Origin of the sequence: Streptosporangium sp. NPDC002524 (assembly GCF_040295985.1) — a bacterium.
Lineage (GTDB): Bacteria > Actinomycetota > Actinomycetes > Streptosporangiales > Streptosporangiaceae > Streptosporangium.
The window spans coordinates 24,053-45,852 of the sequence record NZ_JBEOWK010000003.1 but is presented as its reverse complement, the minus strand read 5'-3'; the positions used below and the strand labels follow the sequence as shown (position 1 = coordinate 45,852).

The window sequence follows — 21,800 nt, the reverse complement described above, 5'->3', positions numbered from 1 at the left end:
CCTGCCCCGGACTCCTGGCGGACCTGTCGCGGACCCGTCGCGGAGCCGCGCGGTCCCGTCACGGAAGCGTGACCGGGACCAGCCTCATCGGAGCGCTCCACAGCCATTCCTCGGTGATGTAGGTGGAGGTCAGCAACGTCATCAGGCCCAGGGTGCGCTCGGTCGCGGTGGAGGGGTGGGCGCCGCAGTCGCCGAAGCGGCACATCCACAGCTCGAACATGCTGTCGTCGGAGAGCTGCTCGTGGACCGAGGGCCGCCCCGCGGGAATCCCGTCCCGCCAGATGTCGACCGACGGGCTGGTGGACGGGAACGCCCCGGCCAGCACCCCGCCGCCCGAGGTGACCGCCCTGCCGACCCCGTCGCGCACCGGCAGGATGCCGCCGGACTGGAAGAGCACCACCCCGCCCCCCGGCGGGCTGGCCACGCGCAGCACCTCCACCGGTGAGGACTGCTCCGCGCCCCACAGCTCGCCGGCCTCCATCGGCGGGCACGACTCCGGCTCGGCGCCCAGGCGGCGGATGACCTCCTCCTCGGACACCTCGCCGACGAAGGCCACGCACAGCTCCTCGTTGTAGTCCTCGTACGAGAACATCATCGCGTCGACGGTGTCCTGGAGCTCGCGGAACCTGGGGCTCACGCTGGGGGCTCCCGGCAGGTGGGCGAAGAGGCCGGCCATCTCGGTGAAGAGGGCCTGGGCGCCGGGGGAGCGGCCCGCGATGCACGGCCGCCAGGGGTCGGCGCCCGCGGCGAGCAGGATCCGCACGGCGTCGTCCCAGCCGTGGCGGACGGCCTCCCACAGCGGGGTGGCGCCGTCGGCGTCGACGGGATCGACCTCCGCGCCCGAGGTGAGCAGCAGCTCGATCACCTGCGTGGCGCCCTCCTGGGCGGCCCGGTGCAGAGGGGTCGTGCGCAGCCACGGCAGCCGCCGGCCGGGGTCGAACCCGCCGGCCAGCCGGTGACGGATCTGCGCCAGGTTGGTGTCACGCCACGCGTCGACGTCCTCGGCCCACTCGTCTTCGCCCACTTTTATCCCATCTTGTCGTACTGAGCGGATCCAACCAGGTCCGTGCGACAGTTCTCGGCCAGGGACCGTCGCGAGAGGCGGTCGGCGGTGCGGGTGGTCTCGGGGAGGCGGTAGCGGGGCGTCAGGTTCAGCACGTTGTGGCAGGCGGTGTCTAGGTCGACGCGGTGACCGGTGGAGACGAAGACGGGTTTGACCCCGTCCCGGGTGCGCAGCACGCGGCCGACGACGTCGCCGTCCAGCGTGAGGTCGGTCCACGCGCCCCGCTCGGGCGCCGGCTCGGGATAGGTGCCGACGAAGGCCGTCTTGCCGACCCCGATCGTGGGCAGCCCCGTGAGCACGCCGAGATGGCAGGCCAGGCCGAAGCGGCGCGGGTGCGCCAGGCCGTACCCGTCGCAGACGACCAGGTCGGGCGGCGCGGACAGGCGCCCGAGGGCGTCCAGCAGCGCGGGGACCTCGCGGAAGGCGAGCAGCCCGGGAACGTACTCGAAGGTCACCCTCCCGGCCACGGCGACCTCTTCGACGACCTCCAGCGTCGTCCCGTCCAGGACGGTCACCGCCGCGGCCAGCCGGTCCCTGTCGTAGGCGACGTCCACTCCCGCGACCCTGGAGGGACGGCGGGGTCCGGGACCGGTCAGGTCGAGCAGAGCCCTGAGCTCGTCCTGGACGGCCTCGGCCTCCGTGACAGTGCGCGGCATTTGTACCTTCATAACTCCATGATCGCTACTTTTATAGTATGACGTCATATTTCGGTACGGTTCATCGGATTCTTCGGTGGCCGGTGAAGTCGCTGCGGGGCGAGGAGCTCCGGGAGGCGCGTTTCGACGATCGGGGACTGGCCGGCGACCGGGCGTACGCGCTCGTCGACGAACGGGAGAACCACGCGGGCAGGGTGCTGACCGTACGGCGGCGGGCGGAGATGCTGCACTGGCGCGCGGCCTACGGTTCTCCCGGGAGAGGCTCCTTCGAAGGAGGGTCCCGAGGGAACGGCGACTTCGAAGGAGGGGCCCGAGGGAACGGCGACGCGCCGAGGCCGACGCTGACCGGGCCCGACGGCGCCACGTGGGACTGGGACGCCCCCGGTCTGGTGGACGCGCTGGCGGAGTCGCTGGGCACGCCGCTGAGCCTGCGCGCCGCCGACGGGCAGCAGGACCGGGGCCCGACCGTGCTGGTCACCTTCGAGGCGTCCCTGGTGGCCCTGGGCGGCGAGCTCGGCAGGCCGGTGGACCTGCTCAGGTTCCGGCCCAACCTGCACCTGGAGACCGACGCGCCCGCGTTCGACGAGGAGGGCTGGGCGCCCGGTACCACGATCACCGCGGGCGAGACGGAACTCACCGTCACCGGCGACTACGCGGGCCCCTGCATCAGGTGCGTCGTGCCCAGCTGGGACCCCGAGGGGCATGAGCGCTGGCCCGAACTGCAGAAGTGGCTGATCGGCGAGCACGAGAACAAGTTCGGCGTGATCATGCGGGTCACCCGCGCAGGCACCGCCCGCCTCGGAGACCGCGCCACCGCCACCCCCGGCCCCCGCTGATCCCCGGCCCCGGTCCGTCCGGCCCCGGTCCGCCCGGCTCCGGTTCGCTCGGCATCGGTTCGCTGGGTTCCGGTCCGCCAGGCATTGATCCGCCCGGCATCGGTCCGCTCGGCTCCGGTTCGCTCGGCTCCGGTCCGCCTGGGCCCGATCCGTCCGGCTCCGATCCGTCCGGTACGGCGCGTCCGGTCATCGCCGCGCCGGATTGCCCGCCGGTCCGGCCGGAAACTAGGGTGCGTGGGAGAGGCACGGGAAGTCGGGGAAAGGGCGGGACATGTCGGTGCTCGTGGCGTTCAGTGTGACCCCGATCGGAGCGGGGGAGGACGTCGGCGAGCTCGTCTCCGAGGCCGTGCGCGTCGTCCGCGCCTCCGGCCTGCCCAACAGGACCGACGCCATGTTCACCACGGTCGAGGGCGAGACCTGGGACGAGGTCATGACCGTCGTCAAGGACGCCGTCGCGGCGGTCGAGGCCCGCGCCGGGCGGGTCAGTCTCGTCCTCAAGGCGGACATCCGCGAGGGGGCGGGCGGCCGTCTGGAGACCAAGGTGGCCACCGTCGAGCGGCACCTCGCCCCGTAGCGCCTCTCGCGCGCCCCCGCGTGCCGTCCCCGGGCGATCGGTCTCGCCCAGAGCGTAACGGGAACACCTGCGGAGCCGAGGTCGTTCTGCAGGCACTGGCAGGTTTCAGGAGCGCGGGAGCGTGAGCCGCATGGCGGGCAGCAGGTCGATCGGGCGTCTCCTCGCGGGCGGGCTGGCGCTGGCCGCCGCCGGCTGGGCGTTGAAGGACATCCCCGCGGAGCTCGGGGGCAAGGCCGAGGGAGAGCGGCTGGAGCGGATGCGCCGCTCGCCGCGCTTCCACGACGGCGTCTTCCGCAACACCATGCCAGGCGGCTTCGTGCCCTCCCCGCAGAGCGCGCGGGAGATCGCCTGGAACATGTTCCGCAACCGCGAGGAGCGCCGCCCGGCCACCGCGATCCCCGTGGTGACCTCGCCGTCCGGCGGGCCGTCCCCGGCGGGGCTGAGCGTCATCTGGTACGGCCACGCCACCGCCCTGCTGGAGATCGAGGGCCGCCGCGTGCTCGTCGACCCGGTGTGGAGCAGGCGCGCCTCGCCCTCCCAGCTGGTCGGCCCGCGGCGCCTGCACCCGGTGCCGGGGCCGCTGGCGGGCCTTCCTCCGCTGGACGCGATCGTGATCTCGCACGACCACTACGACCACCTCGACCGCGCGACGGTCCGCGGGCTCACCGCGCTGCAGACCGCCCCGTTCCTGGTGCCGCTGGGCATCGGCGCCCACCTGGAGCGGTGGGGCGTGCCCGCCTCCCGGATCGTCGAGCTCGACTGGGACGAGGAGGCGACCGTCGCGGGCCTGCGGTTCGTCGCCACCGCCGCCCGCCACTTCTCCGGCCGCACCTTCAACCGGAACGTCACCCTGTGGGGCTCCTGGGTGATCGCGGCCGGGGAGAAGAGGGTCTTCTACGCCGGAGACTCCGGATACTTCGACGGTTACGCGGGGATCGGCGCCGCGCACGGCCCGTTCGACCTTACGCTCATGCCGATCGGCGCCTACAACGCCGCCTGGACCGACATCCACATGGACCCCGAGGAGGCGGTCAACGCCCACCTCGACCTGGGCGGCAAACTGCTTCTCCCGGTCCACTGGGCGACCTTCGCCCTCGCCACCCACCCGTGGGCCGAGCCGGTCGACCGCCTGTGGCGCGAGGCCAAGGCCCGCGACGTCCGCATCGCCGTTCCCCGGCCGGGTGAGCGTGTCGACACCGTCGACGTGCCCATGCTGGAGAACTGGTGGGAGACGCCGCCCGGCGGCGAGACGTCCCGCCCGCTCCGGGGTCCGGCGCCGGTGCCCGCCTCCCCGCCCCTGGGCTCCGACCCCAGGCTCTGAGGCCCCCGGGCTCCGGCATCAGGCTCTGAGATCCCCCGGGCACCGACCCCGGGCTTGTGAGGCCTCCTGGACTCCGACCCCGGACTCTGAGATCCCGGGCCCTGATCCAGGCGGGCCCGCGGGCGCGTGGATCCAGGCGGGCCCGGGGACGCGCGACGACCGGGCGGCGGGGGTCCCCGATCCCCGCGTGACGGTCACAGCGCCGCCTCCCTGGTGCGCGCCAGATACTCCTCCACGCGCCGCCGGTCGGGCTCGGCGGGCAGCGCGTCCGCGCCGCCGAACCTCGCCACCAGCTCCGAGCGCCAGCGGTCGACCTCGTCCCAGGAGAGCTCTCCCCGCCGTACGGCGAGCAGCCGGTCGCGGTGGGCGTCCATCCGGACCAGGGGCTCGCCGTGGCGGACCAGGTGCAGGCCGCTGAGCAGCAGGCGGATCATGTGCATGGCCTGCTTCCACCTGGGGCGCGCGGGGTCCAGACGGCGGAACTGGGCGTCGGCGTATCCGACGAAGGCCCGGTTGGCGCGTCCGGACACGAAGGCGTCCCGGATGGCGAGCAGGTCCTCGCCCGCCGGGGTGACGTGCTCGACGATCGGCGACCACAGGCACTCCAGGACCGTCGGGTTGGCCTCCAGCGCGAGACCGCAGAACCGCTCGACCTCCCACGAGAACTGCTCGGGCAGCGGCCCGTCGACGTGCGTGGGCGGCTTGGCCAGCCGCCAGAACAGCCGGGTCGGCGCCACGAAGACCCCGCGCCGGTCGACGTCCGACCCCTCGGTCTCCAGCCCGTATGCCCGCGAGCCGACCACCACCGACAGGATCGAGTGATCCGGGACGTACCGTACCTCCATCCGGACAGCCTGCCAGGGCCGCGCCCGGCACGGGTACGGGTTTTCGCGCGCGCCGCGCGTCAGGCGGCGAGGGCCGCGTGCATCTCCCAGACCAGGATCTCGGCCGGGTCGGTCGCGGTGACGCGCTGGCCGCCGGTGGCGGTGAAGCGGACGGCGTCGCCCTCGGCGAGGTGCCCGGCCCCCTCCAGGTCGACGGTGCCGCGCGGGACGAACAGGTGCAGGAACGGCGCCTCGGGCAGTTCCACGCTCTGGCCCGGCTGGAGCCTGGCCACGTGCAGCGCGGCGTACCTGTTGTTGATGCGGATGGCGCTGCGGCCCGCGTCCCTGGCCATGCCCGAGGCGACCGGGACCAGGGCGCCGCCGAGCAGTTCGGCGTCGATCTCCAGCTGCTCGTAGCCGGGGGTGAGCCCGCCCTCGTCAGGCACCACCCACATCTGGACGAAGTGCACCGGATCGGTATGCTGCTCACCCTGGAGCCGCCAGGAGTCGTTCTTCTCCGAATGGAGGATGCCCGTCCCCGCGCTCATCCGCTGGGCCAGTCCCGGATAGATCACCCCGGAGTGGCCCTCGGAGTCCTGGTGGACCAGAGAGCCGCGCAGCACCCAGGTGACGATCTCCATGTCCCGGTGGGGATGGGTGTCGAAACCGGTGCCGGGCTTGACGATGTCGTCGTTGTTGACAAGCAGCACGCCGTGGTGGGTGTTGCCGGGGTCCTGGTGGCGGCCGAAGGAGAAGGAGTGCTTCGAGTCCAGCCACTGGATCTTGGTAGCCGGACGTTCGCCCGACCTGCGGATGTCGACGTTCATGCCTGGTGGTCCTCTCACCTCGGTTGTTGAAACTTAAACTAACAAGCCGTGTGAAATGTTCCGCACATCCTCCGGGTTGGGGAGATCTTGCTTACTGATCCGAATATGATGTGTGACGATTTATCACCACGCGGGCCGCGGGTGACCTCGCCTTGACGGGGAGCGGCCTACGCGATCTACCTGGGGGAACAGTGCTGGGCTTGCTTTCGCGTGCTCCGAGGTCGCTGGAACGATGAGCGCCCCCGCCGGAGCCGCGAAGAACGCTCCCTACAACTACGAGAGGTTCAGCAGGCTCGCCGGGCCCGTGACCGAACCGGAACCCGGGGTGCCCTACCGCGTGAGCTACCGCTCCCTGCTGGCCACCGAGCCACACCGGGTGCGGGCGGTGCTGCTGATGGTCGCGGCGCTTCTCGTGGAGTTCACCCTGATGGTCTGGCTGCTGCTGCCCGAGCACTGGACCGTCCGGCCCGACCCCTACGGCACGATCCCGTGGTACCTGCCGGTGGCCGACCGGATCATGCTCGTCGCGATCGCCCTCATCGAGGTCTTCCGGCTGGTCAGCGTGGTCTCCAACGTGCACGCCATGCTGGCGGCGAGGGACCCGGTCCCGGTCGCGCCCGAACCCGGCACCCGGGTGGCCTTCATCACCACCTGCGTACCCGGCAAGGAGCCGCTGGAGATGGTCAGGGAGACCCTGGCCGCCGCGCTGAAGATCCGCCACGACGGCGTGTTCGACGTCTGGCTGCTGGACGAGGGCGACGACCCCGACATCCACGAGCTCTGCGACTGGCTGGGCGCCCACCACTTCAGCCGCAAGGGCGTGCCCGAGTGGAACCAGCCCAAGGGCAGCTTCCGGGCCAAGACCAAGCACGGCAACTACAACAGCTGGCTGGACGCCCACGGCGACGACTACGACTTCTTCGTCTCGGTCGACACCGACCACGTGCCGCTCCCGGAGTTCTGCGAGCGCATGCTCGGCTACTTCCGCGACCCGAGGGTGGCCTTCGTCGTCGGCCCCCAGGTCTACGGCAACTACGACGCCGGGGTCACCAAGGCCGCCGAGAGCCAGCAGTTCCTGTTCCACTCGCTGATCCAGCGCGCGGGCAACCTGTACGGCGCGCCGATGTTCGTCGGCACCAACAACGCCGTGCGCATCCGCGCCCTCAAGCAGATCGGCGGCCTGTACGACTCGATCACCGAGGACATGGCCACCGGCATCGAGTTCCACCGCTCCCGCGACCCGGAGACCGGGCAGCGCTGGATGTCGGTCTACACCCCCGACGTGCTGGCCGTGGGGGAGGGGCCGTCGTCGTGGACCGACTTCTTCACCCAGCAGCTGCGCTGGAGCCGGGGCACCTACGAGACGCTGCTCACCCAGTTCTGGAGGGCCGCGCCGAAGCTCTCGCCCGGACGGTTCTTCAACTACACCCTGATGGTGACCTTCTACCCGATGTCCGCGCTCAACTGGCTGCTGGCCGGGATCAGCGCCACCCTGTTCATGGCCGTCGGGGGCTCCGGCGTGACCGTGCCGATGGACATGTGGCTCATGCTGTACGGCGACGCGGCGCTGCTGCAGGTCATGCTCTACACCTGGAACCGGCGGCACAACGTCAGCCCGCACGAGCCGGAGGGCTCCTCGGGGGTGGCAGGGATGGTCATGTCGGCGCTGTCGGCGCCCATCTACGTCACCTCGCTGATCGGCGCCGCGCTGCGCAGGCCCAGCAAGTTCGTCGTCACCCCCAAGGGCGACTCGGCCAGCCCCGACCAGATCGCCACGTTCCGCATCCACCTGTGGTGGGCGGCGATCTTCGGCGGCGGCCTGCTGCTCACCGTCTTCTGGACCGGCCACATCCACCTGGTCATGACCCTGTGGGGGATCCTCGCCCTGGTCATCTGCCTCGGGCCGCTCACCACCTGGGCCTGGAACCTGCGGTCGGTCAAGGCCGGCCTGCGAGCGGTCGGTGACGAGCCGTGAGCCGCCTGCGCAAGCACCTGGTCGGGGTCGCGGTGGTGACCGCGGTCCTCGCGATCAACCTGCCCGCCGTCGCGGGCTTCGCCACCGAGAAGTGGCGCGACTACAGCATCAACCGCGACGACTACAAGGCCACCCACGGCCACTGGACCTTCCTCGACGTCCCGGAGAAGTTCAAGGTCAACGCGATCCACGCCGCGCTGCTGCACACCGGCAAGGTGCTCATCGTCGCCGGATCCGGCAACAACGCCGCCAACTTCGACAAGGGCACCTTCAAGACCGTGCTGTGGGACCCGGCGAAGCCCGGCAGGCCGGACGAGTTCAAGCTGATCGACACGCCCGTCGACTTCTTCTGCGCCGGGCACGTGGTTCTGCCCGACGGCAAGCTCCTCATCGCGGGCGGCACGGGCCGCTTCGAGGTGCTGAAGGCCAAGGTCAAGCGGGCCGCGGGCGCCCTGGTCATCAAGAACGAGGACCCCGACGCCAAGCCCAGGGAGTTCCACCCCGGCACGCTGCTGACCGCCCCCGGCGGACAGGTCTACCGCACCCTCGCCCACGTCAGCGTGCCGCCCGCGCGCAAGGCCGAGACCGGCGTACCGGGGAAGGTGCGGATCCGGCCCAGCCAGACCAAGGTGTTCGCCGAGGCCGTCACCGAGGGCTCGGCGGGCCTGCTCACCGCGGCGGCCGGTTCCGTCAAGTTCGAGATCCAGGGACTCAAGGGCCGGGAGAAGCGCGACCTGTACGCCATGGGCGGCAGCATGACGCTGGACAAGCAGGACTTCCAGGGCATCAGGGACGCCTACGAGTTCGACCCCGTCACCGAGCGCTACACCAAGGTCCAGGACATGGCCGAGGGACGCTGGTACCCGACCATGACCGGGCTGCCCGACGGCAGGGTGATGACCGTCTCCGGCCTCGACGTCGTGGGACAGATCACCAGGGACAACGAGATCTACGACCCGAGGACCAAGACCTGGCGGCCCGGTCCCAAGCGGTTCTTCCCCACCTACCCCGCGCTGTTCCTGCTGGAGGACGACACCCTCTTCTTCTCCGGCATGAGCGCCGGGTACGGCCCCGGCCAGCTCGCGCTGCGTCCCCCCGGCATCTGGGACTACCGCCGCGACACCGACCGGCCGGTGAAGACGGCGGGCGGCGTCGGCGGCGTGGCGCCCGACGAGATGGAGGCGTTCACCCCCGTACCCGGGCTGCCCCAGCCGGAGCTGAACGAGACCGGCGCCTCCGTGCTGCTGCCGCCCGCGCAGGACCAGCGGGTCATGGTGATGGGCGGCGGGCCGGTCGGGGAACGCCAGCCGGGCCTGCCCAACGCCACCGCCAGGACCGCCATCGTCGACCTCACCGAGGCGAGCCCCCGCTACGTCAGGGGCCCCGACCTGTCCGACCCGGTGCGCTACCCGAACGCCGTGCTGCTGCCCGACGACACCGTGTTCTCCTTCAACGGCTCCAGCGACTACCGGGGGCGCGGCGCCAGCGACGTCCTGCGCGCGGAGGTCTACCGCCCGGAGAGCAACAGCTTCCACGAGGCCGCGGCGCCCGCCGTCGGCCGCAACTACCACGCCGAGGGTCTCCTGCTGCCCGACGGCCGGGTGCTCGGCATGGGCTCCGACCCGCTCTTCGGCGACAAGGCGGGCTCGCTCCCGGGTACCTTCGACCAGCGCATCGAGATCTACACGCCGACCTACCTGCACAACGGCGAGAAGGCGCCGGTGTTCACCGGCGGGCGCGAGAGCGTGTTCCTGGGCCGCAGGGCCGGGTTCCAGACCCCCGACGCCGCGCGCATCCACCACGTACGGCTGATGCGCCCGAGCGCCGTCACCCACGTCACCGACGTGGAGCAGCGCTCGATCAGGCTGGACTTCACCCGGGTGAAAACCGGGATCATCGCCGAGATACCCTCCAATCCAGCCCTGGTGCCCCCGGGGTGGTACATGCTGTTCGGGGTCACCGAGCGGGGAACGCCGTCCCCGGCCCGCTGGGTCCACATCCGGGGAGAGGCCGACACGCCCCCCTCGGACCCCCGCGGCGTACGGCGCGCTCCCGGCACCAGCCCTCCCGGCACCAGACCCAGCCCTCCCAGTACCAGTCCTCTCAGCCCCACCCCTCCCAGTACCAGCCCTCCCACTTCTGCTTCCCAGGGCCACGCCCCGGGTCCCCACGCCGGAGGTACTCGATGAACAGGTACGGCCTCGCAGCCGCGCTGGCTCTCGCTCTCGCGACGGCGGCCTGCACCGGCGACCCCGCGCCCGCCGGCTCGGGGAGCGCCGCCCCCGGCACCACCGCGCCCGCGGACGCGAGCGGCTTCTACGTCGACCCCGACGGCGCCGCCGCCCAGGAGGTCCGCAAGCTCGAAGGGGAGGGCAGGGCCGAGGAGGCCGGGCTGATCCGTAAGATCGCCGACCGGCCCAACGCGATCTGGATCGGCGACCAGGACCCGAGGGACAGGGTCGCCGACATCACCACCAAGGCCAAGCAGGCGGGCCGGGTCCCGGTCCTGGTGGCGTACCACATCCCCAACCGCGACTGCGGGCAGTTCTCCGCGGGCGGCGCCTCCGGCGCGGAGGAGTACCGCTCCTGGATCGGCCGGTTCGCCGAGGGCATCGGCGACCGGCCCGCCCTGGTCGTCGTCGAGCCCGACGCGCTCGCCCACATCCTGGACAACTGCACCCAGGGCGGACAGGCGGGCGAGCGCCTCGACCTGCTCAGGAACGCGGTGGAGACACTGAAGAGGCAGCCCGCCGCCAAGGTCTACGTCGACGCGGGGAACGCCGGCTGGATCAAGGACCCGGGCGAGTGGGCCGAACCCATGCGCAGGGCCGGGGTGCCCCAGGCCGACGGCTTCGCCTTCAACGTCAGCAACTTCTTCACCGTCGAGGAGAGCGTCGCCGTCGCGAAACGGCTCTCGGACGCGATCGGCGGGGCCCACTACGTCCTCGACACCTCGCGCAACGGCAACGGCCCCGTCCGCGACGCGCAGGGCGACGACGCGTGGTGCAACCCCAAGGGCCGCGCGCTCGGCGCGGCGCCGACCACCGAGACCGGCGACGAGCGGATCGACGCCTTCCTGTGGATCAAACGGCCCGGCGAATCGGACGGCGAGTGCCACCGGGGAGAGCCCCGCGCGGGCGACTGGTTCCCCGAATACGCGCTGGAACTCGCGCGTAACGCGAGATAGCCGCTTATTCGTTATATCTTCGATCTTGCAGGTCAAGATTGCTTCGCAGGAGATTGACCGGAGTTGTCAGTTTTTCAGCGACCCTCTGGGAGCTTTCCTCGATGAACAGATGGAAGACGGCCATCGTCGCACTGGCGGTCACCCTGCCAAGCGGCGTACTGCCGGCCGCCCTGCTTCCCGCCGGTGTGCTGCCCACCGGCGCGCTGCCCGCCGCCACCGCGCGATCCGCGGCCCCCCCGATCGAGAACGGCGAGACCCAGCCGGTCTACTCACGCGCCGACGCCCTCACCGAGACCGTGTTCGTCGAGGTCGCCGGGGTCGACAGCGACGCCGACGGACGCCCCGACCGGGTCGCCGTCGACATCATGCGCCCCAAGGAGACCGCCTCGGGGCTGAAGGTCCCGGTCATCATGGAGGCCAGCCCCTACTACGCGGGCGGCAACGACGTGGCCAACCACGTCGTCGACCTCGACGGCTCCGACCCGGCGGGCATGGAGTACCGGCGCAACAAGTTCAACGACCTGCGCGACGAGATGTTCGGCGTCGACGGTTCCGACGTGAACCGCGCGGCCGCGCCGCCCTTCCGCGGCTACTACGACAACTACTTCGTGCCGCGCGGCTACGCGATCGCGCTGGTGGAGAACCTCGGCTCGGGACGGGCGACCGGCTGCCCCACGACCGGCCTGGACAACGAGACCGCGGGCCCCAAGGCCGCGATCGACTGGCTCAACGGCCGCGCCCGCGGGTTCGACGCGGCCGGGAACGAGATCAAGGCGGGCTGGTCCACCGGGAACGTCGGCATGATCGGCGTCTCCTACAACGGCACGCTGCCCAACGCCGTCGCCGCGACCGGGGTCGAGGGCCTCAAGGCGATCGTGCCGATCGCGGCCATCTCCTCCTGGTACGACTACTACCGCGCCAACGGCGGGGTGCTGGCGCCCGGCGGCTACCAGGGTGAGGACGCCGACGTGCTCGCCCGCTACGTCCTGACCCGGGAGAACGCCACGCAGGCCTGCGGCGCGCTGATGGATCAGATAGAGCAGGACCAGGACCGGGTCACCGGCGACTACTCCAAGTTCTGGGACCAGCGCAACTATCTCAACGACGTGCGCAAGGTCCGCGCCGCCGTCTTCCTGGTGCACGGCCTCAACGACTGGAACGTCAAGACCAAGCAGGCCGTCCAGTGGTGGGACGCCCTCGCCAAGCGCGACGTGCCCCGCAAGATCTGGCTGCACCAGGGCGCGCACTTCAACCCGTTCTCCTACTCCGGGCGCAACGCCGAGTGGCTGCGCCAGCTCCACCGCTGGTTCGACTTCCACCTGTACGGCCTGCGCAACGGCATCATGGACGAGCCGCAGGCCGACGTGGAGTCGGGCCCGGGACAGTGGGCCCAGCACGCCTCCTGGCCGCTGCCCGGCACCCGTGACGCGCGGCTCCACCTGGGCGCCGGCAAGGACGGCCGCAACGGCACCCTGAGCGAGGACCGCCCCCGGGACCGCCCCGTCGAGTCCTTCGTCGACCAGAGCGCCCGCACCGCCGAGCAGCTCGCCGAGAACGCCGAGGCCACGGACCCCAACCGCCTCGCCTACCTGTCGGACCCGCTGTCCCGCGACGCGCGGCTGTCCGGCACCCCCAAGATCGCGGTGAGCGCCGCGTTCAAGGGCGGGCGCTCGCCGTACCTGACGGCGCTGCTCGTCGACTACGGCACCGACGCCCGCGCGTACGGCGACGTCCTCTACGGCGACACCCAGGTCTGCTACGGCCAGGGCGTGCCCGGTGACACCGGCTGCGCCCGGCTGGCCGAGCACGTCACGGTGACCGCCCCCTACAAGATCATCACAAGGGGCTGGCTCGACGTCCGCAACCGCGACTCGGCCGCCAAGACCGAGCTCCTGCGCGAGGGCCGCTTCTACGACTTCCGCTTCGACCTCCAGCCGAACGACTACGTCGTCAAGGCCGGTCACCGGATCGGCGTCGTGCTCATCTCCACCGACCGCGACTTCACCCTGCGCCTGCCCCCGGGCACCGGCGTCTCGGTCGAGCCGGGCTCCAGCTCGGTCACCCTCCCGGTCGTCGGCGGGCGCTCCGCCCTCCGCTGAGCCCTCTGCCCTTCGCTGAGCCCTCCGCCCGCCAGGGGCTCCCGAGGCTCCGTTCCCGGCCCCGGGCGGGAACGGAGCCGGCCTTCCCGGCCCGGCCTTCCCAGCCCGGCCTTCCCGGCCCGGCCTTCCCAGCCCGGCCTTCCCGGCCCGGCCTTCCCAGCCCGGCCTTCCCGGAGGGCACGACCCCTCGGGGAAGGCGCGGCCCCCGGTCCTCTCCCTGGCCGGGGGCCCGTATCCGGGCGTGCGCGGCCCGCCGACCCCGCCGACCCCGCCGACCCCGCCGACCTCGTGGTTCCTGCGGATCTCGCGGCTCCCGCGGATCCCGCCGGGTCAGTAGTGCTCGAACACGCAGTGGGCCGTCACGGTCTCGCTCGAAGCGTCCGGCCGCACGCCGGTGACGCGCTCGGCCAGCTTCAGCGCCTCCGGAAGGTCCCCCGCGGACTCCTCGCCGACCAGCCCGAGCTCGGTCCGCTCGGCGAGGTACGGGCCGCCGTCGTCGTCGCCGGGGAACATCCACTCGAAGTCGAGGACCTCCTTCCCGTCGGCGTAGTGGACGAAGCGCGAGAGCATGTTGACGTTGCGGAAGACGCTCGCCGTCACCGTCCCCGAGGAGAGCCGGGACAGGACCTCGGGCAGCGTCCCCGCGAAGCCGTTCCACTCGCAGAGGATGGTCCCGCCCTCGGCGGGACGGGCGGAGACGAGACCCTCGTCGAAGTCCCCCTCCTCGTCGTCGCCGTCGAACACCTCGACGTCGAAGCGGGCGAGAGCCTCGCGCGGGGTGAGGCCGCGGACGAAGGTCACGCAGAACGCGTCGTCGTCGATCCAGTCGTAGTCGCTCACGGGGATTCCGATTCTCTTCGGCTGACAGATCGGGAAGATCTTGGCACCGGAGACCGACAGAATCCGCCCGCCGTCCTCAACCGGAACGGAACCCGTCATAGGGGACGTACGGCCGGAACGCCGGGGGTGCCGTCACCCCCTCGGGCCGTAGGCCGTCATGAGGACGTGCACGCAGATGAGGACGGCGACCCAGATCACGGCGCGCCTGGTCGGCGGGGGGCCGCCGCGCAGCAGGGCGACACCCAGGGGGACGAGGGCGACGCAGAGGCCGCCCACGGCGATGAAGGACTGCGGTTCGGTGCCCTTGAGCGTCCCGAGCGCGAGCGCCGACATCAGGCCGAGCGCGATCGAACGGCCCAGCCCCAGGGCGCCGGAGCGGTAGGCGCCGACGGCCAGCACGACCCAGCCGAAGAACGCGGGCCCCGACATGGACCTGAACGGGTGCCAGATCGTGTCCCGCCACGCCAGGTAGTAGCCGTCGATGCCGGTAAGCATGGTCCGCAGGCCGAGGGTGTCGGTCAGGTGGAAGGCCAGGTGGTCGGTGCCGAACTGGAAGGTCCGGGTGAACAGGCCGACGATCACCAGGCAGCCGCCCCAGATCCCCCACAGCGGGTGCGTGGCGGCGATCCTCTGCGCCAGCGTCATGATCGCCGGCCACAGCAGCACGAACCCGCAGGCGAAACAGACGTAGGCGGCGGTGACGAGGGCGGGATGCCGGGTGTAGGCGGTGAGCTGGTAAGGGACGAAGTAGTAGAACGGGGAGCGCAGGAGAGTCCCGGCCATGATCAGAACGGGGCCGCCGATCAGCGAGACGGCGCTCACCCATCGTCCGGGAAACGCAGGCTGCCGGTCCAGGTTGGCCGCGGCGCTGGCGGCGCGCCGGTCCGCGTCGGCCTGTCGCCATCGGGTGATTCGCCCGCGAAGCTCGACATTCACGGTTTCCCGCCCCTCGTGTCGGTGTCGTTGTGGTGCGTCCCGGCTCGGTCGTGCCGGGCGCATCAGCATGGTGACGGGAGGCGCGGCGCGGGCGCGTCAGGCCGGGGTCGCATCCTGGCGCGGCCGCGTGAGCCGGTGGTACGACCCGCGGCGGACGGCGGATGTCCTACCGTGGGCAGACGCCGGACGATCCGGTGAGGCGGTAGTTTCCCCTCATGGACCGGGCGTGGTGGCGATTCGGCGGGAAGGACGTCGTCGACGCGGTGGCGGCGGTCGTCGTGGCGCTCACCGTCGGGTACGCCATCGTCGACCCGCCGGGACCGTCGTCGTGGTGGCCCCTCTGGTCGGCCTGGCCGGTGGCGGCCGTCGTGAGCCTCCCGATCGCGGTGCGCCGCCGCCGGCCGCGGGCCGTGCTCGCCCTGGCGTGCGCCGCGGGCGTGCTGGCCACCGTGGCCGGTGCCGTCGCGGCGGGCATGATCTGGCTGTCGTTCGTGCCGACCGTCCTCGTGCTGTACCTGGTGGCCACCGTCGTCCCGGCCGCGTGGTCGGCGGCGTGCCTGGCGGCGTGCGCGTCCGCCGCGGTGGCCGCGATCCTGGTCTTCTACGCCCGGGTGTTCCCCGGCCTCCCGCCTGCGGGGTGGAAGAGCGAGCTGCCGCCGTACTGGCCGGTCGAGATCGGGGCGACCTGCGTGCTACTGGCCGCGGGATGGTTCACCGGGACGCTCGTGCGCTGGAAGCGGGACACGACCGCCCGCCTCGCCGAGGCCGCGGTGGCCGACGAACGCAGGCGCATCGCCAGGGAACTGCACGATGTGATCGGCCACAGCATGAGCCTGATCGCCGTCAAGGCCACCGTGGCCAACCACGTCGCCGACGCCCGCCCGCAGGAGGTACGCGCCGCGCTGGCCGTCATCGAGCGGACCAGCCGTAGCACGCTCGCCGAGATCCACCGGGTGCTCGGCCTGCTGCGGTCCGACGGCGACCCGCAGGAGGCCCACCTGCCCGCCCCCGGCATGGCGGGCCTGCCCGAGCTGGCCGCCGGAGCCCGCTCGGCCGGGGTCGAGGTGGATCTGATCGTCCGCGAGGAGGCCGAGCCGCCTCCCGCGGTCGCGTTGTCGGTGTACCGGATCGTGCAACAGGCCCTGACCAACGTCATCACGCACGCGGGGCCCACCCGTTGCTCGGTCACCGTGGACGTCGACGGGCGGGCGGCCGTGATCGAGGTCGTCGACGACGGCCCCCGCCACGGCCGGCCGCCGCGGGCGGTCCAGGGCGCACACGGCGGGACCGGCGGGACCGGCGGGACCGGCGGGCACGGCCTGGTCGGCATGCGCGAACGGGCCAGGATGTACGGAGGCGCGTTCAGCGCGGAGCCCCGGCCCGAGGGAGGTTTCCGCGTGGCGGCCCGGCTGCCCTACGACCCGAACGGCACCGTGACATGACCACCGCCCCCACCCCGCACGATCCGCCCCGGCATGATCCGCCTCCGCACGATCCGCCCCGGCACGATCCGCTCCCGCGCGATCCGCCTCCGCGCGATCCGCCCCGGCACGATCCGCTCCGGCAAGACCCGCCTCCGCGCGATCCGCCCCCGCCCGTCCGAGTCCTGCTCGCCGAGGACGAGGTCCTGTTGCGCGACAGCCTCAAGGTCCTCATCGACACCGCGCCGGGGCTCGTCACCGTGGGCGAGGCGGGCACCGGCGCCGAAGCCGTGCTCCTGGCCCGCCGGCACCGGCCGGACGTCGTCCTCATGGACGTGCGGATGCCGGACATGGACGGCATCGAGGCGACCAGGCTCATCTGCGCCGACCCGGCCGGCGCCGGCGTCCGCGTGCTGATCCTCACCACGTTCGACCAGGACGAATACGTGTACGCGTCGCTCCAGGCCGGTGCCAGCGGGTTCCTCGTCAAGAGCGCGACGGCGGCCGAGCTCCTGGCCGCCGTCCGGGTCGTCGCCTCGGGAGAGGCGCTGCTCGCGCCCACCGTCACCCGTCGGCTCATCGCCGAGTTCCTGCTGCGTCCCCGCCCGGCCCCGGCCCGGCGGGCCCTGGGCAACATCACCCAGCGCGAGTGCGAGGTGCTCGCCCTCGTCGGCAGGGGAATGTCCAACTCCGAGATCGCGGGGCACCTTCACCTCACCGTCGGCACGGTCAAGACCCACATCGGCCGCCTCCTGGCCAAGCTGCCCGCCCGCGACCGGGCCCAGCTCGTCATCGCGGCCTACGAGGGCGGGCTCGTCGGCGGCCCGCCCTCGCCGTGATCCCGGAGCCCTCACGGCCCCGCGAAGGCGTGCTCGCGGAAAGCCGCCCCGGTCCCCGGCTGCCGGTCCCTGGTCCCCGGTCCCCGGACGGCGGGGAGGTCATGGGGTCGCAGAGGTCATGGGGGTCATGAGGGAGAACCCTGGCTTGTCCCTGACATCGGGGCTCCGGCCTGCCGCCGGGCCCGGCGGGGGCCTAGCGTGGAGTGCATGGGACGAATTCTTCTGATCGTGGCGGCCGTGGTGATCGGCTTCCTCCTGCTGGGCTCGGTTCTGGGCTTCCTCTTCACGCTCCTCAAGTGGGCGCTGATCATCGGATTGGTGGGCGTGGTGGTCATGTTCGTGAGCAGGCTCTTCCGCTCCTCGAACACGCGCGGCTGACCGCCGCCCCGGGACGGGACCGGCGCCCGGCGTGGCCACCGTCCGGAGACGGGCCCGCGTCCGGCGAGACCACCGTCCAGGGGCTGGACCGGGCCCGGTGAGACCGGGCCCGGCGGGTCCGGCCGCCGGTGCGGCCGTCCCCGTCGCCTTCCTCCACCGCCTCCGCCCGCCCGGGGTCAGTCCCGGGAGACGTGCTTCAGTTTGAGATCGTCCAGCAGGGTCTGGGTCGCGGCGGCCACGGCCTCGACGGCCCGCTCGAAGGCCTCGGCGTTGCGCGTCGACGGCGAGCGGAATCCCGACACCTTGCGGACGTACTGGAGCGCGGCGGCTCGCACGTCGTCGTCGGTCACGTCGCTGGCGTAGGGCTCACGAAGGGTCTTGATACTCCGGCACATGACAGGACGGTACTCCGTCTCGCGGCTCTCGCGGTCCGCCCCGTCCGATCATCTCCACCGGAATCCCCGGCCCGATCGGCGGACAACCCAGAAGCCACCCGGCCCGATCCCCGGAGCACGCTAAAACAGTCCGGCTCGCCCCGAAGCCGCTCGGCCTGATCCCCGGATCACGCTGGCACCGCCCGGCTCGACTGCCGGATCACCTTGGAGCCGTCCGGCCGAGCCGCCGGAACCACCCGGCCCGATTTCCGGATCACGCCAAAACAGTCCGGCTCGACCGCCGGATCACTCCGGAACCATCCGGCCCGATCCCCGGATCACGCGGCCCGGTCGCCGCTCATCGCTCGTCACTCATCGCCCGCCGGCGGCGCGCCCGTGGTCAGCCGTCGCGCTCGCACTGGATCGCGTCGGCGGCCAGGACGGTGCCGAGGAGCCCCGGGAAGAGCGTGTCGAGGTCACGCCGGCGCAGCGCGTTCATCTTGGCCGTGCCCCGGTAGACCTGGTTGATCACGCCCGCCTCGCGCAGCACCCGGAAGTGATGGGTGGTGGTCGACTTGGCGACCACCAGCTCGATCGCCGAGCAGGGGGCCTCCTCGTCCTCGCCCAGCCGCCACAGGAAGCGCACGATCTGGAGGCGCATCGGGTCGGACAGCGCGTGCAGCACGCCCTCCAGCCGGATCTCCTCGCACGTGGGGTGCTCCAGAGCCCTGACGGACGCGGTCGGCACGGTGACTCCCTCCTGTGGATCTCCTCGATTGTACGAAAGCAATCGTAGTTTGACATCTGTCGTAGTACGTAGACTATCGTATTAATTGTGAAGCCGGGGCGCCGCCCCCGAGATCCCTCCCGCGAAGGAGTACGGCCGTGAGCGCCCTGTTCGAGCCCCTGACGTTGAGGTCCGTCACCATCCCCAACCGGGTCTGGATGGCTCCGATGTGCCAGTACTCCGCGGCGGAGGAGGGGCCGGAGCGGGGGGTGCCGACCGACTGGCACCTGTCCCACCTGGCCGCCCGCGCGGTGGGCGGCGCCGGGCTCATCCTGACCGAGGCCACCGCGGTGGCGCCGGAGGGACGCATCAGCCCGGCCGACCTCGGGCTCTGGAACGACCGCCAGCAGGAGGCGTTCGCCCGCATCACCCGCTTCCTGCTGGAGCACGGCGCCGTGCCCGGCATCCAGCTCGCGCACGCGGGGCGCAAGGCCTCCACCCGCAGCCCCTGGCTGGGCGGCGCGCCCACCGGCCCCGGCGAGCACGGCTGGCAGCCGGTCGCGCCGAGCCCGATCCCCTTCAGCGACGGCCACTCCACCCCCACGGAGCTGGGCGCCGGAGACATCGACCGGATCGTGGACGACTTCGCCGCCTCGGCCCGGCGGGCGCTGGCCGCGGGCTTCCAGGTGGCCGAGATCCACGGCGCGCACGGCTACCTGATCGCCGAGTTCCTGTCGCCCTTCAGCAACCGCCGCACCGACGAGTACGGCGGCTCGTACGAGAACCGCACCCGGTTCGCGCTCCGGGTCGTCGACGCGGTCCGCGCGGTCTGGCCGGACGAGCTTCCCCTCTTCTTCCGGATCTCGGCCACCGACTGGCTGGCGGAGGACCCCGCCGACGACCGCGAGGGCTGGGGCGCGGACGACACCGTCCGCTTCGCCAAGGACCTGCTCGCCCACGGCGTCGACCTGCTCGACGCCTCGACCGGCGGCAACGTCGCCAAGGCGCGCATCCCCATGGGCCCCGGCTACCAGGTGCCGTACGCGGCCAGGGTGAAGGCCGAGACCGACCTGCCGGTGGGCGCGGTCGGGGAGATCACCCGGCCCGGGCAGGCCGAGGAGATCATCGCCTCGGGTCAGGCCGACGCCGTCCTGCTCGGCCGAGAGCTGCTGCGCAACCCCTACTGGCCGAACCTCGCCGCCCGCGAGCTCGGCGCCGCGGCCCGCTGGCCCGACCAGTACCACCGCGCGGTCTGACCCGGTCCCGGCCGCACCCGTACGTTTCCCGAGGCTCCGGCCGCCGACCCACGCGCGTCCTTCCCGCAGGCTCCGGCCGCCACCCGCGCGCGTCCTTCCCGCAGGCTCCGGCCGCCACCCACGCGCGTCCCTCCCGCCGGGCGGGGAGGTGACCCGTCCGGACGAAGGGGACGCGCGCGGGTGGGGCGGAAGGCGACGGACCGGTCCGCCAGGGGGGACGCGGGCCGGCCCGCCTGTCAGGGGGAGTTCAGGGGGAGTGGCGATGGGCGGACCGGCCCGCCTGGGGGCGGGCCCCCGGGGGTCGAGCGGGCCGGTCCGTGATCATGGGGTGGTGCGGCGCAGGGCCACCGCGTCCCGGTAGACCGCGGCGGGAGCCTGGCGGTCGATGAGCAGGCGGCGCATCAGGACCGCCACCTCGCCCATGGTCTCCGGGCCGAAGCCTCTGCGGGTCACCTCCTGGGTGCCGATCCGCAGGCCCCGCATGGGCTCGCCGGAAGGCTGCCCCGGCAGGTGGACGCCGCTGAGATAGACGCCGCCCTCGGCCAGCAGACGGGCGGCCTCGTCCCCGCCGCCGAACGCGGTGACGTCCACCGCCACGTGGTGCGAGGCGGTCCAGCCCAGGTGGGCGGCGGCCATGGTGAAACCCTCGCCGTCCAGCGCCCTGGCCATCGCCCCGGCGTTGGCGGCGCAGCGGTCGGCGTACCCGGAACCCTCCGCGGCGTGCTCGGCGGCGGCCAGGACCAGCGGTGCCAGCCGTGAGGCGTCGTAGTTGGCGGTCAGGCCGGGATAGGCGGCCGCCGCCACCTGGCGGGCGAGGTCCTCGTCGCGGGTCACGACGGCCGCCCCCGGCGGGCCGCCGAAGGAGGTGTAGGTGGACATGGTCACCAGGTGCGCGCCCTCGGCCAGCGGCCGCTGGAACCGGCCGCCCGCGATCAGCCCGGCCACGTGCGAGGCGTCGTAGACCAGCAGGGCCCCCACCTCGTCGCACGCCGCCCGCACCTCCGCGACGTCGTACGGGAACAGCATCAGGCTCGCGCCGATCACCACCAGCGCGGGCCGGTGCTCGCGCAGGAAGCCCGGCAGGGCCGCGTGGTCGACGTCGAGCCGTTCGGCGTCGTAGGGCAGCTCGGCCACCCGCAGGCCCCGGATCCCGGCGGCGCCCTGGGCGTGGTGGCTGGCGTGGCCCCCGGCGGTCTCCGGCAGCACCGCGATCGTGTCGCCGGGCCGGGTGAACGCGCTGTAGCAGGCGAGGTTGGCCAGGGTCGCGCTCTGCAGCCGCACCTCGGCGAACTCGCCGCCCATCAGCGCCGCGACCTGGAGCGGGGCGAGCACCTCCAGCACGTCCAGCTCGTCCAGGCCGGTCTGGTACTTCTCCCCGGGCCAGCCCATCGACGGGCGGCAGCCCAGGGAGATCTCGTGCGCGGCCCTGGCACGCGCGCTCATCGTGTTGGTGCCCGCGTACAGCACCACGCCGTCCTCGTCGAGGCGGCCGCGGTGCTCGGCCAGCACCGCGTCGACCAGCCGGGTGACCGCGTCGAGCCCCAGCCCGTTCACCTCGGCCTCGAGCTCGGCCAGGCGCAGCTGTGCCCTCGGAGGCGCCCACGGGGCGACGCGGCTGCGCTCCTCCACGAGGCTCCTTTCACCGGGCGATCGGACGGCTCTCACGA

20 protein-coding genes are annotated in these 21,800 nt (G+C 72.5%); 11 read left to right on the top strand and 9 right to left on the bottom strand.

Features of this window, described 5'->3' with window-relative positions:
• Positions 1–58 precede the first annotated feature (58 nt).
• Together ABT053_RS05080 and ABT053_RS05075 are read right to left on the bottom strand one after the other, a co-directional pair.
• Entirely contained in the window at positions 59–1,024 is a 966-nt protein-coding gene (locus tag ABT053_RS05080; RefSeq protein ID WP_350967578.1) for an ankyrin repeat domain-containing protein, read from the bottom strand.
• A gap of 2 nt (positions 1,025–1,026) precedes the next feature.
• Positions 1,027–1,719 carry an endonuclease V gene (locus ABT053_RS05075; RefSeq protein ID WP_502991704.1) on the bottom strand — a complete coding sequence of 231 codons (693 nt, stop codon included), beginning with the start codon at positions 1,717–1,719 and terminating at the stop codon, positions 1,027–1,029.
• Positions 1,720–1,802: 83 nt separating this feature from the next.
• Here ABT053_RS05075 and ABT053_RS05070 point away from each other — a divergent pair, with 83 nt between their 5' ends.
• The 3 genes from ABT053_RS05070 to ABT053_RS05060 all read left to right on the top strand — a co-directional run bounded on the left by ABT053_RS05070 (position 1,803) and on the right by ABT053_RS05060 (position 4,450).
• Complete coding sequence (locus ABT053_RS05070) at positions 1,803–2,555, top strand: MOSC domain-containing protein (protein ID WP_502991703.1); 753 nt, start codon at positions 1,803–1,805, stop codon at positions 2,553–2,555.
• 271 nt (positions 2,556–2,826) lie between these two features.
• Positions 2,827–3,129, top strand: a complete 303-nt coding sequence (locus tag ABT053_RS05065) for a thiamine-binding protein (protein ID WP_495245738.1) — start codon at positions 2,827–2,829, stop codon at positions 3,127–3,129.
• Positions 3,130–3,259: 130 nt separating this feature from the next.
• Positions 3,260–4,450 (top strand): MBL fold metallo-hydrolase, encoded by a 1,191-nt coding sequence (locus ABT053_RS05060; protein ID WP_350967966.1) that lies wholly within the window; start codon positions 3,260–3,262, stop codon positions 4,448–4,450.
• 194 nt (positions 4,451–4,644) lie between these two features.
• Here the strand turns inward: ABT053_RS05060 and ABT053_RS05055 are convergent, their stop codons facing one another.
• On the bottom strand, positions 4,645–5,295 hold the full coding sequence (locus ABT053_RS05055; RefSeq protein WP_350967575.1) for a nucleotidyltransferase domain-containing protein: 651 nt from the start codon (positions 5,293–5,295) through the stop codon (positions 4,645–4,647).
• Positions 5,296–5,354: 59 nt separating this feature from the next.
• A complete protein-coding gene (locus ABT053_RS05050) occupies positions 5,355–6,101 on the bottom strand; it encodes a pirin family protein (protein ID WP_350967574.1) in 747 nt (248 codons plus the stop codon).
• Between the two features lie 232 nt (positions 6,102–6,333).
• On the opposite strand from ABT053_RS05050, the gene ABT053_RS05045 reads away from it, so the two are divergent.
• The 4 genes from ABT053_RS05045 (at position 6,334) to ABT053_RS05030 (ending at position 13,362) form a co-directional block, all read left to right on the top strand.
• A complete protein-coding gene (locus ABT053_RS05045; RefSeq protein ID WP_350967573.1) occupies positions 6,334–8,076 on the top strand; it encodes a glycosyltransferase family 2 protein in 1,743 nt (580 codons plus the stop codon).
• Positions 8,073–10,265: a radical copper oxidase GlxA gene (gene glxA / locus ABT053_RS05040; protein ID WP_350967572.1), complete on the top strand. Its 2,193-nt coding sequence runs from the start codon at positions 8,073–8,075 to the stop codon at positions 10,263–10,265. Before ABT053_RS05045 ends, glxA begins: the two co-directional genes overlap by 4 nt.
• On the top strand, positions 10,262–11,263 hold the full coding sequence (locus ABT053_RS05035; RefSeq protein WP_350967571.1) for a glycoside hydrolase family 6 protein: 1,002 nt from the start codon (positions 10,262–10,264) through the stop codon (positions 11,261–11,263). Before glxA ends, ABT053_RS05035 begins: the two co-directional genes overlap by 4 nt.
• A 101-nt stretch (positions 11,264–11,364) precedes the next feature.
• Entirely contained in the window at positions 11,365–13,362 is a 1,998-nt protein-coding gene (locus ABT053_RS05030; protein ID WP_350967570.1) for a Xaa-Pro dipeptidyl-peptidase, read from the top strand.
• A gap of 330 nt (positions 13,363–13,692) precedes the next feature.
• Here ABT053_RS05030 and ABT053_RS05025 read toward each other — a convergent pair whose 3' ends face one another.
• Both ABT053_RS05025 and ABT053_RS05020 read right to left on the bottom strand, forming a co-directional pair.
• Positions 13,693–14,202 carry a DUF6461 domain-containing protein gene (locus tag ABT053_RS05025; RefSeq protein WP_350967569.1) on the bottom strand — a complete coding sequence of 170 codons (510 nt, stop codon included), beginning with the start codon at positions 14,200–14,202 and terminating at the stop codon, positions 13,693–13,695.
• A gap of 132 nt (positions 14,203–14,334) precedes the next feature.
• Positions 14,335–15,138, bottom strand: a complete 804-nt coding sequence (locus ABT053_RS05020; protein WP_350967568.1) for a hypothetical protein — start codon at positions 15,136–15,138, stop codon at positions 14,335–14,337.
• Positions 15,139–15,353: 215 nt separating this feature from the next.
• Between ABT053_RS05020 and ABT053_RS05015 the strand changes: the two genes are divergently transcribed.
• The 3 genes from ABT053_RS05015 to ABT053_RS05005 all read left to right on the top strand — a co-directional run bounded on the left by ABT053_RS05015 (position 15,354) and on the right by ABT053_RS05005 (position 17,776).
• Positions 15,354–16,580 (top strand): sensor histidine kinase, encoded by a 1,227-nt coding sequence (locus ABT053_RS05015; protein ID WP_350967567.1) that lies wholly within the window; start codon positions 15,354–15,356, stop codon positions 16,578–16,580.
• Positions 16,581–16,744: 164 nt separating this feature from the next.
• Entirely contained in the window at positions 16,745–17,398 is a 654-nt protein-coding gene (locus ABT053_RS05010) for a response regulator transcription factor (protein WP_350967965.1), read from the top strand.
• A 207-nt stretch (positions 17,399–17,605) separates the two neighbouring features.
• Positions 17,606–17,776 carry a hypothetical protein gene (locus ABT053_RS05005; RefSeq protein ID WP_350967566.1) on the top strand — a complete coding sequence of 57 codons (171 nt, stop codon included), beginning with the start codon at positions 17,606–17,608 and terminating at the stop codon, positions 17,774–17,776.
• 176 nt (positions 17,777–17,952) lie between these two features.
• On the opposite strand, the gene ABT053_RS05000 is transcribed toward ABT053_RS05005, so the two are convergent.
• On the bottom strand, positions 17,953–18,171 hold the full coding sequence (locus tag ABT053_RS05000) for a DUF2277 domain-containing protein (protein WP_350967565.1): 219 nt from the start codon (positions 18,169–18,171) through the stop codon (positions 17,953–17,955).
• A gap of 379 nt (positions 18,172–18,550) precedes the next feature.
• A complete protein-coding gene (locus tag ABT053_RS04995; protein WP_350967564.1) occupies positions 18,551–18,898 on the bottom strand; it encodes an ArsR/SmtB family transcription factor in 348 nt (115 codons plus the stop codon).
• Positions 18,899–19,035: 137 nt separating this feature from the next.
• Here ABT053_RS04995 and ABT053_RS04990 point away from each other — a divergent pair, with 137 nt between their 5' ends.
• The gene (locus ABT053_RS04990) at positions 19,036–20,133 is read left to right on the top strand and encodes an NADH:flavin oxidoreductase/NADH oxidase (protein ID WP_350967563.1); all 1,098 of its coding nucleotides are present in this window, start codon (positions 19,036–19,038) and stop codon (positions 20,131–20,133) included.
• 321 nt (positions 20,134–20,454) lie between these two features.
• On the opposite strand, the gene glyA is transcribed toward ABT053_RS04990, so the two are convergent.
• The gene (gene glyA, locus ABT053_RS04985; RefSeq protein WP_350967562.1) at positions 20,455–21,762 is read right to left on the bottom strand and encodes a serine hydroxymethyltransferase; all 1,308 of its coding nucleotides are present in this window, start codon (positions 21,760–21,762) and stop codon (positions 20,455–20,457) included.
• Positions 21,763–21,800 lie beyond the last annotated feature (38 nt).

Excerpts from the sequence above, each read along its gene's own strand:
- ABT053_RS05060 (WP_350967966.1), top strand. The coding sequence starts at position 3,260 with ATGGCGGGCAGCAGGTCGATCGGGCGTCTCCTCGCGGGCGGGCTGGCG.
- ABT053_RS05055 (WP_350967575.1), bottom strand. The coding sequence starts at position 5,295 with ATGGAGGTACGGTACGTCCCGGATCACTCGATCCTGTCGGTGGTGGTC.
- ABT053_RS05035 (WP_350967571.1), top strand. The coding sequence starts at position 10,262 with ATGAACAGGTACGGCCTCGCAGCCGCGCTGGCTCTCGCTCTCGCGACG.
- ABT053_RS05000 (WP_350967565.1), bottom strand. The coding sequence starts at position 18,171 with ATGTGCCGGAGTATCAAGACCCTTCGTGAGCCCTACGCCAGCGACGTG.
- ABT053_RS05050 (WP_350967574.1), bottom strand. The coding sequence starts at position 6,101 with ATGAACGTCGACATCCGCAGGTCGGGCGAACGTCCGGCTACCAAGATC.
- ABT053_RS05045 (WP_350967573.1), top strand. The coding sequence starts at position 6,334 with ATGAGCGCCCCCGCCGGAGCCGCGAAGAACGCTCCCTACAACTACGAG.
- ABT053_RS05015 (WP_350967567.1), top strand. The coding sequence starts at position 15,354 with ATGGACCGGGCGTGGTGGCGATTCGGCGGGAAGGACGTCGTCGACGCG.
- ABT053_RS05005 (WP_350967566.1), top strand. The coding sequence starts at position 17,606 with ATGGGACGAATTCTTCTGATCGTGGCGGCCGTGGTGATCGGCTTCCTC.
- ABT053_RS05030 (WP_350967570.1), top strand. The coding sequence starts at position 11,365 with ATGAACAGATGGAAGACGGCCATCGTCGCACTGGCGGTCACCCTGCCA.
- ABT053_RS05075 (WP_502991704.1), bottom strand. The coding sequence starts at position 1,719 with ATGCCGCGCACTGTCACGGAGGCCGAGGCCGTCCAGGACGAGCTCAGG.
- ABT053_RS05065 (WP_495245738.1), top strand. The coding sequence starts at position 2,827 with ATGTCGGTGCTCGTGGCGTTCAGTGTGACCCCGATCGGAGCGGGGGAG.